The following is a 13,182-nucleotide window of genomic DNA, read 5'->3' on the forward strand; positions in this document are numbered from 1 at the left end:
TAATTATAATACTGGAAATTTAAAGTTGTAAGGGTATTTAAATCTGTTGTGAAACCCACTTTATTGTATGGTATACGTATTTTATCGTCGGCCTTACCTGCATTTTCCCTACATTTGCGCATCAAAAAGGAGAATATGAGTGAAGCATTAAAATCGCTAAATTTTATTGAGCATATCGTTGAGGAGGATTTAGGAAACGGCTTTCCCAAGGATAAACTAAGATTTAGATTTCCACCCGAGCCCAATGGGTATCTTCATATTGGACATGCGAGCTCAATTTGCCTTAATTTCGGTTTAGGGTTGAGGTATGGGGCTCCGGTTAATTTACGTTTTGATGATACTAACCCGGCCAAGGAGGAACAAGAGTATGTTGATGCCATTAAGGAGGATGTAAAATGGCTTGGTTATGAATGGGACACGGAATGTTTTGCTTCGGATTACTTTCAACAGCTTCATGACTGGGCGATTGAGTTAATAAAAACGGGTAAGGCTTATGTAGATAGCCAAACTTCTGAGGATATTGCCGTCCAAAAGGGAACTCCCACGGAGGCGGGAACACCAAGCCCGTACCGGAACCGTTCCGTAGAGGAGAATCTACAGTTGTTTCAAGGGATGAAGGATGGCAAGTTTAAGGAAGGGGAGCATGTCCTAAGAGCAAAAGTGGATATGTCTTCTTCAAATATGTTGATGCGCGATCCTATTATGTACCGTATTTTGTACAGGGCTCACCACAGAACAAATACCGATTGGTGTATTTATCCTATGTACGATTGGACACATGGGGAGAGCGACTATATTGAGCAGGTTTCCCATTCGTTGTGTACGCTGGAATTTGCTATGCACCGGGAGCTATATGATTGGTTTTTGGACCAAGTGGTAGATAAAAATTTGGTACGGCCCAAACAAAGGGAGTTCGCCAGGAGAAATTTTAGCCATACCGTTGTAAGTAAGCGCAAGTTGCTTCAATTGGTAGAACAAGGCTTCGTGAAAGGTTGGGACGATCCCAGAATGCCTACAATTTCAGGACTGAGAAGAAGGGGCTATACTCCGGAATCCATTAGAAATTTTGCAGATACCATTGGTATTGCTAAAAGGGACAACGTTGTGGATGTTTCCTTGTTGGAATTTCATGTACGGGAACATTTGAATAAAATTGCTCCTAGGGTTATGGGCGTTTTAAATCCTTTGAAGGTTGTTTTGACCAATTACCCCGAAGGGGAGGAGGAATGGCTGGAAGCGGAAAATAACCCTGAGGATGAGGAAGCGGGGTATAGACAACTACCATTTTCAAGGGAATTGTATATTGAACAGGAAGATTTTAAGGAAGAGGCAAATAGAAAATTCTTTAGACTAAAGCTCGGTGGCGAGGTGCGTTTAAAGAATGGCTATATTATAAAGGCCGATTCCTGCACTAAAGATACCGATGGGAATATTATTGAGGTACAATGTACTTATGACCCTAAGAGTAAGAGTGGAAGCGGTTCGGAAGAAAGCCTAAGAAAAGTTAAGGGAACTTTGCATTGGGTTTCTGCCAAGCATGCCCTTAAGGCCGAAGTGAGGTTGTATGATCGTCTTTTTACGGATGAAACACCGGATGCACACAAGGACAAGAATTTCTTGGATTTTATTAACCCTGATTCCTTGCAGATTATTTCGGCTTTTGTTGAACCAAGTTTGGCCGATGCTAAAATTGGGGAGAGGTTTCAATTTCAACGCATGGGTTATTTTAATATTGATCCGGATAGCAAACCTGAGAAATTGGTTTTTAATAGAACGGTAGGTCTAAGGGATACTTGGGCCAAAATTCAAGAGAAAAACTAGTATAAATTAAGTTTATACATTTTGATATAACAATTGGTATTTTCTATAAAAATTGAAGGCCACAGCTTGCGAATGCTGTGGTTTTTTTTTGGACCAAGGTAATTCCATAACAATTGGTATTTTGTGTTGCTGTAGGGCCTTTAATTAGTTTTTGGTTGGAATATTATCGATTTGGGCAGTTTGAATCAAAAGTTTGATGGATAGCGTCAATCAGTGATCTTTCTTTCCTTTAATTTTGAGTTTTACGTCCTTAGGAAAATTTCAGTGCTGAGAATTTCAATTTTAGAAATTTCCAAAGGGCATCTTAATTTATATTAATAACAATAAAAAAAATATTTATGTCAAACGATAGTGGAAATACTTTATTAGCATTATTAACAGGTGCTGCCATAGGTGCAGGAATTGGAATTTTGTATGCACCCGATAAAGGGACCAAAACTAGAAAAAAGATCAAGAAGAAGGCCATGGAGACAACCGATGATCTAACTAGTAGAATATCCCATGCCAAGGAAGAGCTTACCAAAACGGCGGAGGCCAAGAAAGTGGATTTTGAGCAAAAGTTGGAAGAGACGATTTCCAATATGAGCTACAAAGCAGATGACATAATAACTGCCTTGGAAAAGAAGTTGGCCGATCTTAAGAATAAGAATGCACAACTGCAAAAATAAGAGAGCATTATATGGCCTTAGAGGAAATTAGGGAAAATCTTTCTGAAGTTGATAGTGATATTCGGTCCTATTTAGAAAATACCGGGGAGTATTATAAACTCCAGGGGTTTAAAATAGGTATGCGGACTATGACCTCCTTTGCCAAGATGTTGATGTTGGGAAGTATTGCCTTGCTTGCTTTATTTATGCTGTCTTTCGCCGCGGCATATGGCATTGGGCTGTGGTTGGAAAACACTTTTTTGGGATTTTTGTTCGTGGGTCTGTTTTATATTTTTATTGCAATTATATTTTATTTGTATAGAGATATATTGGACAAACCTATGTTAAAGAAGTTTTCAGAATATTATTTTGATTGATGAGTTATGACAAAGCAGGTTTTTACTTCTTTTGAGGAAATAGATCAAAGGTTGACTATTTTAAAATTACAGAGGGAAATTGACAAGGAGCAGTTACGACTGCACGTCAATAGGACAAAGGCTAATTTTTATCCCACAAATTTGTTGGGTGGGCTTAGTGGAATTGCCCAGAAATTAATTATCTCCTTTGTGGCAAAGAAAATATTAAAAAGATTTAGCTAATTCCCTTTTTTAGGCTAATTAGAAAATCCTTTTACCATTTGCTTTAAACAAATCGTAAAAGGATTTTTATATAATGTGCTATTTAGACTATTTGGGGTCTTTCTTTTTATTTTGCGTTTTCATGGATTCGCCTATCATGTTACTGGCGGTAAAGGAGGCCACCATATTGTTGAGCATGTCGCTTCCGGCCTGTGGCGAATTCGGCAACAGTATTAAATTGGTGTTGGTAGCTTCCCCAATAGATTGTAGGGTATCATAATGTTGGGTAACTACAATGAGGGCAGAGGCTTCTTGGGAGTTTATACCCACTTTGTTCAATACCTCTACAGATTCCTCCAATCCACGTGCAATTTCCCTACGTTGATCGGCAATTCCTTGTCCTTGCAATCTTTTGCTTTCAGCTTCTGCCTTGGCCTTTTCAACGATTAGTATACGTGCCGCATCACCTTCAAACTGTGCTGCAATTTTTTCCCTTTCGGAGGCATTAATACGGTTCATGGCTTCTTTTACCTGTGCATCCGGGTCAATATCCGTTACCAAGGTCTTTATAATATCATAGCCATAATCCAACATGGCATCTTGAAGCTCTGTTTTTACAGCTATGGCGATGTCGTCCTTTTTTACGAAAACATCATCCAATTTCATTTTAGGAACTTCGGCACGGACAACATCGAACACGTAGGAGGTTATTTGATCATGTGGATATTCCAATTGATAAAAGGCTTCATATACTTTGTTCTTAAGAACAACATATTGGACGGATATTTTAAGTTTTACAAATACATCGTCCAAAGTTTTGGTCTCAACAATGACATCCAATTGTTGAATTTTAAGCCCAACACGGGCTACAATGCGGTCTACCAGCGGAATTTTCATTCCTAAACCGGAAGTTCTCACGCTATTGAATTTCCCAAAGCGCTCAATAATAACTGCGGTTTGTTGCTTAACAGTAAAGAAAGAAGAAAAAAGAACTACAAAACTGAAAAGTAATAACGGTATAAGTAAAAATGAACCCATGATTTAGTGTTTAAGATTAGCTAATGAATTTACAAAAGACTTTGTAGATATGTGACAATTTTGGTAAATATGTTACAAATCTGATGATATACACTAAAATAGTGCTCTACTTATTTACTAAATAGATATTGGGCAGTCTACTAAACTCGCTATTTTAAAGCGCTGCTATGGCCGTTTTAATTCTATTAATACAATCCGTTTTTCCTATTAGGGCCATAATGTCGAAAATATGTGGCCCCTTCATTTCACCAACAATAACCAAGCGTAGTGGTGGCATCACTTTTCCAAAGGATAGGTCATTTTCAGAAATCCATTGTTTTACTTGGGTTTCAAGATTTTCCGATTCAAAGTTATATGTACCTTCCAATAGGGATAGCAATTGGGTCATAATGGCAGCGGTATCTTCTTTCCACTGCTTTTTAACGGCTTTTTCATCATATTGAGTGGGAGCCAAAAAGAAGTAGTTTCCCAATTCCCAAAAATCGTTAACAAAAGTAGCGCGTTCCTTAATCAAGGAAACTACTTGCTTTACATAGTCTGCGTTATTCTTGTCCTCAGGCAAATTCAATTCCTTATTTCTAAGGTTCAACATAAATGCATTGGCTAGATCAGCATCGTCCTGGGTTTGCATGTAGTGCTGATTATACCATTTGGTTTTGTCTGGGTCAAAGCGTGCTCCCGATTTGTTTACTCTTTCCAAGCTGAAGGCGGAAACTAGTTCCTCAAGGGAGAATATCTCCTGTTCCGTACCGGGATTCCAGCCCAATAAGGCCAAGAAGTTGGTGACGGCTTCCGAAAAATACCCTGCCTCTCTGTATCCGACAGAATCGTTCCATGTAAGTGGAAAAACGGGAAAACCCATTTTCTCCCCATCACGTTTGCTAAGTTTTCCTTTGCCCACAGGTTTCATTATTAGAGGTAAATGGGCAAATTGGGGCGCTTCCCATCCAAAGGCATCGTATAGTTGCTGGTGGAGTGCCAAAGATGGCAACCATTCTTCACCGCGAATAACATGTGTAATGTCCATTAAATGGTCATCTACAATATTGGCCAAATGGTAGGTGGGCATGCCATCACTCTTAAACAATACCTTATCGTCCAATGTATTGGTATCTATTTTAATATCGCCCCTTATTATATCGGTTAAATGTAATTCGGCATCTTGAGGTGTTTTAAAGCGTATAACATAATCTTCCCCAGCTTGTATTTTTGCATTTGTTTCCTCTGGGCTCAGGGCCAAAGAGTTGGAAAGCTTTAGTCTGTTGTGATAATTGTATATAAATGTTTTACCTTTTTCTTCATGGTCCTTTCTGTGAAAATCCAATTTTTCGCTGGTATCGAAGGCGTAATAGGCATGGCCTTTTTCAATAAGAATATCGGCATATTTTTTATATAGATCTTTTCTATCGCTTTGTCTGTAGGGCCCGTATCCACCATCTTTACCCGGGCCTTCATCGTAAGGTATATTACACCAATTTAAGGCATCTATAATATATTGTTCTGCCCCTTCAACATAACGATTTTGGTCTGTGTCCTCAATTCTTAGAATAAAGTCGCCTTTATGCTTTTTGGCGAATAAATAATTGAATAAAGCGGTTCTAACACCGCCAATATGTAAAGGTCCTGTTGGACTGGGAGCAAAGCGAACTCTTACTTTTTTGGTCATGAAGTATTATTTTTGCGCAAAGATACATAAAGCGTTCTATTTGGGGATTCGGTTTAAGGTCCTTTGGGACTAGGTGGCTTTTTTGTACCTTGGTTATAAAATGATCTATTTTGGATAATTATAGTAATATTTTAGAAAAGCTTAATGCCTTTATTGCAAAGTTCTATACCAAGATGTTGCTTAAGGGTGTGCTTCTTTTTTTGGCCTTTGGAGTGCTTTTCTTTTTGGTAATATTGGGAATAGAATATTTTTTGTGGTTGAATTCCGTTGGGAGGTTGGTGCTTTTGGTGCTGTTTGTCGGGGTTGAATTGTACCTTGTTTGGAAATTTATTATCACTCCATTATCCTTCTTATTAAGATGGAAACGAGGTTTAAGTAATAAGGAGGCTTCGCTTCTAATTGGAAGGCATTTTCCTGAGGTGGACGATAAGCTTTTTAACCTTTTGGATTTGGCGGATAGTAATTCTAAGTCTGAGTTGTTGTTGGCAAGTATACAACAGCGATCCACGGATTTGAGTGTAGTTCCTTTTGTTAAGGCTATTGATCTTAAAGATAATATAGGATACGCCAAATATTTATTGCTTCCTCTTTTTGTTTTTGGTATAATCTGGGTTTCTGGTGATGTAGTTTCGTATTTCAGTTCCTATAAAAGAGTGGTTAACTATGATCTTGCCTATGAACCGCCGGCACCTTTTACATTTAAACTTCTTTCTTCTAATTTGGATGTTCTGGAGGGCGAGTCTTTAATGGTTTCAGTGACTACAGAAGGACGTATCAAGCCCGAAGGTGTGTCTATAGTAGTTAATGGCGAAGAGTTTCTCCTGCAGGTTAAGGATGGGTTTTACCAATATGTATTTACGCCGCCCTTGGAGAGTACTGCATTTTATTTTGTGGCGAATGGTTTTAGGTCTAGGGAGTATTTTTTAAATGTACTCGCTGCTCCTAGTATAGTAGATTTTGATATGATTCTGGATTATCCTGAATATACCAAAAAGAATGATGAAGTGATAAGAAGTACTGGCAATGCTGTTTTTCCTGAAGGTACACGTGTTTCTTGGAGGATGAAGACTAGAACGACCGATGAGGTACTTTTTCATGTGGGGGATAGTGTTGAGAATTTTGATAGGGCGGGGGATACGTTTAGTTTTGATAAACGTATTTTTTCCGATTTAGATTATGAATTGTCTATTTCCAATGCTAACATTGATAACTACGAGAGTTTGGGATATCGCTTCACGGTGGTCAGGGATGCTTATCCCAGTGTACGGGTAGATCAGGTTCTGGATTCCTTAAATCCTAATTTGTCCTATTACGTAGGGGAGGCAACGGATGATTACCAATTGAGAACTGTGAGGTTGGTTTATTATAATAAAGGGCAGGATAATAAAAGGGTTTTGGTCCTGTCCAACCCTAATACCAATTATAATAAGTTTTATTACACCTTTCCTTCGGGCTTGGATTTGGTGGAAGGTAAGACTTATGATTTCTATTTTGAAGTAGAGGATAATGACGCTATCCACCAGGGTAAAGTCACTAAAAGTCAGGTGTTTAGTTCCTCCTTGTTAAATGCTAATCAGTTGAAAGAGAGGGAGTTGGACTTCCAAAAATCAATTTTAAAAAATTTGGATAGGTCTTTGGAAATGTCAAAAGAGCAACAGAAGAGCTTAAAGGAGATTAACAGGCAGGAAAGGGAAAATAGTGTGCTAAGCTTTTCAGATCAGAATCGCATTAAAGATTTCCTAAAGCAGCAGGAGATCCAGGAGGATTTAATGAAGAAATTTAGTGGTCAATTGAAGGATAATCTTAAGAAGGCTGAAGAAGATACTAAATTGAAAAAGTTGTTGGAGGAGAGGTTGGAAAGGCAGGAACTGGAGGCGAGGAAGAATGAAAAGTTATTAGAGGAGTTGAATAAGTTGGCGGAAAAATTGGACAAAGATGAATTGGCCAAACGGTTGGAAGAGCTTGGAAAAAAGCAGAGGAATGCAGATCGTAATTTGGAACAGTTGTTAGAACTCACCAAGAGGTATTATGTGCAACAGAAGGCAGAACAGTTGGGTGATGAATTGGATAGGTTGTCCAAGGAGCAGAAAGCTTTGGTTGAGAAGGATTTGGGATTGGAATTGGAGCAAAGGAAACAGGATAGTTTAAGTTCCAAATTTGAAGAAATTAGTAAGGAGGTGGAGGAATTGACGAAGGATATTGCTCGTTTAAGGAAACCTATGGATTTAAAGGTGGATATGGGCAAGGTGGAAGAGGTAAAGAAGGATCAAAAGGATGCTATGGAGGAGCTTTCCAAACAGTCTAGTGGCGATAAGTCCTCTTCTGATAAGGTTAAATCCAAACAAAAGTCTGCTGCCAAAAAAATGAAAGAACTTTCTGAAGATTTGATGTCTGCTGCTTCCGGTGGTGGAGGTGTTTCTTCTACTGCTGAGGATGCTGAGATGTTAAGGCAATTGTTGGATAATTTAATTACTTTCTCTTTTAAGCAGGAGGGATTGTATAAGAGCTTGGGTCAATCTGAAATGTCCGGTTCTGTAAATACCGCTAGTATTAAAAAGCAGCAGGAATTAAGGGAATTGTTTGGGCATGTGGACGATAGTTTGTTTGCTCTATCCTTGAGGCAGGCGGAACTTTCTGAATTTGTTAATGAGCAAATTACCGAAGTGTATTATAATTTGGATAAGGCCTTGGAGAGTATGGCAGAAAGTGAAATGTATCAAGGTGCTTCTTATCAAAAGTATGTTCTGAACGCTTCTAATAGCCTTAGTGAGTTTTTGGCCAATGTCCTGGAAAATTTGCAAGAAAGCATGAGTCCAAGTTCTGGGAAGGGGCAGGGAGAAGGCTTTCAATTGCCCGATATTATTATGGGACAGGAAAAGTTAGGTGAGAAAATGGGGGAAATGGGTAAGAAGGGAAAAGAAGGAGGTAGTCAAGGTGAAGGTAAGGAAGGTAAAGGGAGTGGGGAAAAGCAGGGAAAGGATGGTAGTAAGGGTAGTGATGGTGATGGTCAAGGTGGTGAGGAAGGCAGTAAAGGTGAGGATGGAAAGGGTAAAGGATCTGGTGGTTCTAAATCCGGTGGAGATGGAATGGGAACCCAAGGTGGCCCAGGAGGTAACCAAAGCGGACCTAGTGAGGAGGAATTGAAGGAAATCTATGAAATTTACAAGGAACAACAATATATACGTGAACAATTGGAGAGTCAATTGAAGAATCTTATTAATAGTGACGATCGTAGGTTAGGAGAAAAATTGGTTCAACAAATGGAGGATTTTCAGAACGATTTATTGAGAAATGGGGTTACCCAGCAAACAGTGAATAAGATGAACAACATTAATCGTGAAATGTTGAAATTGGACAATGCGGCCATGAAGCAGGGGAAGACCAAGGAAAGGGAAAGCAACAATAGTTATGATTCCTTTGAGAACCCTATTCTTACTAGGCCCTCAATATTAGATAATTATCGCAATGATGTGGAGATTTTAAATAGACAAGCATTACCTTTGCAGCAAAATTTTCAGATAAGGGTTAAGGAATATTTTAAAATTGATGATTGATTTTCACTATGAGACGGATTTTAGCATAGATGCTGAAACCAAGTTTGCCGATTGGATTAGTAGGATAGTGCTTTCTGAGGACGAAAGTTATAGTCAATTGGATTTTATTTTTTGCGATGATGAATATCTTCTAAAGATAAACCAAGACTATCTTAATCATGACACCTATACTGATATTATTACTTTTCCTTATGAGGATAGTAATGGAATAGCAGGTGACATCTTTATTTCTGTTGAACGTGTCAGGGATAATGCTTCTGAGTATGGTGTTGATTTTGATACTGAATTAAAACGAGTCATGGCTCATGGGGTGTTGCATCTTATAGGGTTTGGTGACAAGAGTGAAGAGGAGGCCTCGCAAATGAGGTTAAAGGAAGACGAAAAAATTAAATTGTTCCACGTGGAACATTGAAAAGTTATGTTTGAAAAGGAATATGATGTTATAGTGGTTGGTGCAGGTCATGCTGGAGCGGAAGCTGCTGCTGCTGCCGCCAATTTGGGTTCTAAAACCTTGTTGGTTACTATGAACTTGCAGACTATTGGACAGATGTCTTGTAATCCTGCCATGGGTGGAATTGCTAAGGGACAAATTGTTCGGGAGATAGATGCTCTTGGCGGATATAGTGGTATTGTTAGCGACAAGAGTGCCATACAGTTTAAAATGCTTAATAAAAGCAAAGGTCCAGCCATGTGGAGTCCTAGGACTCAAAATGACAGAATGCGGTTTGCTGAGGAATGGCGTATGGCCTTGGAGAATACTCCAAATGTTGATTTTTATCAGGAAATGGTTTCTGGTCTTTTAGTAGAAAATGGTCGTGCTGTTGGGGTGAAGACCTCTTTAGGAATTGACATTAGGTCCAAGTCCGTTGTTCTTACTAATGGTACTTTCTTGAATGGCTTAATTCATATAGGAGACAAACAATTTGGTGGTGGTAGAGCCGGGGAAAAAGCAGCAACTGGAATTACTGAACAATTGGTGGAGTTAGGATTTGAAAGTGGAAGAATGAAGACTGGAACACCCCCTAGGGTGGACGGGAGATCTTTGGATTATTCGGTTATGATTCCGCAACCTGGTGATCTAATCCCTGAAAAATTTTCCTATTCCGATACCAAGGCATTGTCCCATCAACGGGATTGTTATATGACCCATACAAGTCTTTTGGTACACGATTTACTACGGGAAGGTTTTGATCGTTCTCCGATGTTCAACGGTAGGATTAAGAGTTTGGGGCCAAGATATTGTCCCTCTATTGAAGATAAGATCAATAGGTTTGCAGATAAGGATAGTCATCAGCTTTTTGTTGAACCTGAGGGCTGGAATACGGTAGAGGTTTATGTAAATGGTTTTTCAACTTCGCTTCCTGAGGATGTTCAGTATAAAGCTTTAAAATCTGTAAAAGGGTTTGAGAATGTAAAATTCTTTAGGCCTGGATATGCCATCGAATATGATTATTTTCCACCAACACAATTGAAGCATACCTTAGAAACCAAGCTTATTGAGAATCTTTATTTTGCAGGTCAAATTAATGGAACTACAGGGTATGAGGAGGCTGCTTCCCAAGGATTAATGGCTGGGATAAATGCTCATTTAAAAATAAATGAAAAGGAGGCTTTTATACTGAATAGGGATGAAGCTTACATTGGGGTATTGGTAGATGATCTTATTACAAAGGGTACGGAGGAGCCATATCGTATGTTTACTTCTAGGGCAGAATATAGGACGCTTTTGCGACAGGATAATGCTGATTTAAGACTTACACCTAGAAGTTTTGAAATGGGATTGGCTAAGAAGGATAGGTTGGAAAAGATGGAGGAGAAGGAGCGTAAATCAACTGCTTTTGTAGAATTTTTTAGGGAAACCAGTTTTAAGCCAGAAGAGATTAATCCTATTTTAGAGGAGTTGGATTCGTCAACTGTAAAGCAACCGGATAAGATGTTTAAAGTGTTTTCAAGACCCAAAGTAACCATGGAGCACATGATGCAATTGGAAGGCGTTTCTGAATTTGTTTCAGATAACAATTTGGATAGGGAGGTACTGGAACAGGCAGAAATTCAGGTTAAATATTCTGGGTATATTGCCAAGGAAAAGAACAATGCGGATAAATTGCAGCGACTGGAAAATATCAAAATTCCAAAGGGGTTTGATTATAGTAAGTTAAAATCACTTTCCTATGAGGCTCGGGAAAAGCTGAAGGCAATACAGCCAGTTACTATATCCCAAGCCTCTAGAATTAGTGGAGTTTCTCCTAGCGATATAAGCGTTTTACTGGTCTATATGGGCCGATAAATTTCTACTGGAATCTAAATGTTCCACGTGGAACATTTGTAATGTACAGTCTGCTTTAGGACTATTTTAAAGCTTCGAATTTTGGATTTAGAGAGAAGGTGTTTGCCGATTGATTTAGGCAAACACCTTTTTTATTTCCTGGTTTATGTTGTAGTCGGGTTACAAAGTTTCATAGATTTTTAAACGGGCAAAGGAATTTTGTGCTTAATAATTCAAAGCCTTGTTATGCGGATTCTTGGGCTGCCTAGTTCTTATTTGTGGAATAAAATAGCGCATGAGGATTTGTGAATTTTTATTGATTTTGATCTTATGGTGTATTATTTTCTATGTATTAAAATTAAATTCTGACTTCAAGTTAGCTTTAAATTAATGGAGAAGATTAAATATGAGATTGTTTTTTTAGATCATGGGAATTTTAATCGGTTAGAATTATTCTGTAATTATTTGCAATTTTATTTAACTGATAAATATAGATTGGTTGAATTTGGAGGTTACTTATAATTTAGAGTCTTATCATGTTTTTCGGACTAGGGTAGGGCAGTCATTAAAACTAAAATCTTCCTATGATTTCACTTTCATGGACTACTGTTTTAAAGTATCTTCGTAGTTTATGAAAATTGTAATTATTCGCTTATCAAAACCATGAAATTTTATTTAGAAACCAAGGACCATACACTCACAGGTGAGTCGTTTAAACTATTGCATGATCCTGTGCTGGATATGTTGGTTACTGAACCTCAACCGGAAAATCTTGAGAAATATTATGAAAGTGAAGATTATATTTCCCATACGGATTCTAAGAAATCCTTGGTGGATAAAATTTATCAAACAGTAAAGGGTTATAATCTAAAAAGTAAGCTTTCACTTATTGATTGCTATGTTTCTGTTGAAAAAACATTGCTTGATGTAGGAGCAGGTACTGGTGATTTTTTGGCCGTAGCTAAGAAATGTGGCTGGGAAGTTACAGGGGTTGAACCCAATGAATTGGCAAGGCTTAAAGCAAAGGAAAAAGGTGTAGAGCTATTGGAGGATATGAACTCTCTTCCTGCGGGTCAGAAATTTGATGTTATAACCCTTTGGCATGTTTTGGAGCATTTGCCAAATCTGGATGAACAGATTAGCAAGTTGGTAGGACTCCTATCTGATTCGGGAACGCTTATTGTTGCTGTTCCTAATTTCAAATCTTATGATGCGGCTTACTACAAACAATTTTGGGCAGCGTTCGATGTACCGAGACACCTTTGGCATTTTTCTAGAAATAGTGTTCAGAGGATCTTTGGGAATCATGGTATGAAAGTGGTAAATATTAAGCCAATGATGTTTGATGCTTTTTATGTTTCTCTGCTTTCTGAAAAGTATAAGACGGGGAGACAGAATTTTGTAAAGGCGCTTTGGTCTGGATTTAAGTCTAATTTGTTTGCATTTAAGTCCAAAGAGTATTCTTCCCTGATATATATAATTAAAAGGCCTAATACTGGTTTTAAGAGGTTCTGAGCAGGTTTAACCCGTGTTGCCTTCGCCTAGTATTGCCTTTTTTAGAAAGGCGCTGATAGTCTTATTGACCGCTTCATTTATGATAGACAATATTTAT

General features: G+C 38.3%; 10 protein-coding genes. 8 read left to right on the forward strand and 2 right to left on the reverse strand.

What is annotated here, in order from left to right; translation table 11 throughout:
- Positions 1-135: 135 nt before the first annotated feature.
- The 4 genes from KO529_RS08755 (at position 136) to KO529_RS08770 (ending at position 3,067) form a co-directional block, all read left to right on the forward strand.
- Positions 136-1,821, forward strand: coding sequence for a glutamine--tRNA ligase/YqeY domain fusion protein (locus tag KO529_RS08755; RefSeq protein ID WP_215947536.1), 1,686 nt, complete (start codon positions 136-138; stop codon positions 1,819-1,821).
- Between the two features lie 338 nt (positions 1,822-2,159).
- A complete protein-coding gene (locus KO529_RS08760) occupies positions 2,160-2,489 on the forward strand; it encodes a YtxH domain-containing protein (RefSeq protein WP_215947537.1) in 330 nt (109 codons plus the stop codon).
- Positions 2,490-2,500: 11 nt separating this feature from the next.
- Entirely contained in the window at positions 2,501-2,845 is a 345-nt protein-coding gene (locus KO529_RS08765; protein WP_215947538.1) for a phage holin family protein, read from the forward strand.
- A gap of 6 nt (positions 2,846-2,851) precedes the next feature.
- The gene (locus tag KO529_RS08770; RefSeq protein ID WP_215947539.1) at positions 2,852-3,067 is read left to right on the forward strand and encodes a DUF6327 family protein; all 216 of its coding nucleotides are present in this window, start codon (positions 2,852-2,854) and stop codon (positions 3,065-3,067) included.
- A gap of 87 nt (positions 3,068-3,154) precedes the next feature.
- Here the strand turns inward: KO529_RS08770 and KO529_RS08775 are convergent, their stop codons facing one another.
- Positions 3,155-4,084 (reverse strand): SPFH domain-containing protein, encoded by a 930-nt coding sequence (locus KO529_RS08775; RefSeq protein ID WP_215947540.1) that lies wholly within the window; start codon positions 4,082-4,084, stop codon positions 3,155-3,157.
- A 154-nt stretch (positions 4,085-4,238) separates the two neighbouring features.
- Positions 4,239-5,750, reverse strand: a complete 1,512-nt coding sequence (gene gltX / locus KO529_RS08780; RefSeq protein WP_215947541.1) for a glutamate--tRNA ligase — start codon at positions 5,748-5,750, stop codon at positions 4,239-4,241.
- 110 nt (positions 5,751-5,860) lie between these two features.
- Between gltX and KO529_RS08785 the strand changes: the two genes are divergently transcribed.
- From KO529_RS08785 to KO529_RS08800, 4 genes are all read left to right on the forward strand, one after another.
- The gene (locus KO529_RS08785) at positions 5,861-9,304 is read left to right on the forward strand and encodes a hypothetical protein (protein ID WP_215947542.1); all 3,444 of its coding nucleotides are present in this window, start codon (positions 5,861-5,863) and stop codon (positions 9,302-9,304) included.
- Positions 9,297-9,716 (forward strand): rRNA maturation RNase YbeY, encoded by a 420-nt coding sequence (gene ybeY, locus KO529_RS08790; protein WP_215947543.1) that lies wholly within the window; start codon positions 9,297-9,299, stop codon positions 9,714-9,716. Before KO529_RS08785 ends, ybeY begins: the two co-directional genes overlap by 8 nt.
- A gap of 6 nt (positions 9,717-9,722) precedes the next feature.
- Entirely contained in the window at positions 9,723-11,591 is a 1,869-nt protein-coding gene (gene mnmG, locus KO529_RS08795; protein WP_215947544.1) for a tRNA uridine-5-carboxymethylaminomethyl(34) synthesis enzyme MnmG, read from the forward strand.
- Positions 11,592-12,233: 642 nt separating this feature from the next.
- A complete protein-coding gene (locus tag KO529_RS08800) occupies positions 12,234-13,085 on the forward strand; it encodes a class I SAM-dependent methyltransferase (RefSeq protein ID WP_215947545.1) in 852 nt (283 codons plus the stop codon).
- Positions 13,086-13,182: the final 97 nt, after the last annotated feature.

This window comes from Arenibacter algicola (genome assembly GCF_018860365.1).
GTDB lineage: Bacteria > Bacteroidota > Bacteroidia > Flavobacteriales > Flavobacteriaceae > Arenibacter > Arenibacter algicola_B.

What these genes read in the sequence shown, in the direction of transcription:
- KO529_RS08765 (WP_215947538.1), top strand. Translation starts at nt 2,501, where the DNA reads ATGGCCTTAGAGGAAATTAGGGAAAATCTTTCTGAAGTTGATAGTGAT.
- KO529_RS08760 (WP_215947537.1), top strand. Translation starts at nt 2,160, where the DNA reads ATGTCAAACGATAGTGGAAATACTTTATTAGCATTATTAACAGGTGCT.
- mnmG (WP_215947544.1), top strand. Translation starts at nt 9,723, where the DNA reads ATGTTTGAAAAGGAATATGATGTTATAGTGGTTGGTGCAGGTCATGCT.
- ybeY (WP_215947543.1), top strand. Translation starts at nt 9,297, where the DNA reads ATGATTGATTTTCACTATGAGACGGATTTTAGCATAGATGCTGAAACC.
- KO529_RS08800 (WP_215947545.1), top strand. Translation starts at nt 12,234, where the DNA reads ATGAAATTTTATTTAGAAACCAAGGACCATACACTCACAGGTGAGTCG.
- KO529_RS08755 (WP_215947536.1), top strand. Translation starts at nt 136, where the DNA reads ATGAGTGAAGCATTAAAATCGCTAAATTTTATTGAGCATATCGTTGAG.
- KO529_RS08775 (WP_215947540.1), bottom strand. Translation starts at nt 4,084, where the DNA reads ATGGGTTCATTTTTACTTATACCGTTATTACTTTTCAGTTTTGTAGTT.
- gltX (WP_215947541.1), bottom strand. Translation starts at nt 5,750, where the DNA reads ATGACCAAAAAAGTAAGAGTTCGCTTTGCTCCCAGTCCAACAGGACCT.
- KO529_RS08770 (WP_215947539.1), top strand. Translation starts at nt 2,852, where the DNA reads ATGACAAAGCAGGTTTTTACTTCTTTTGAGGAAATAGATCAAAGGTTG.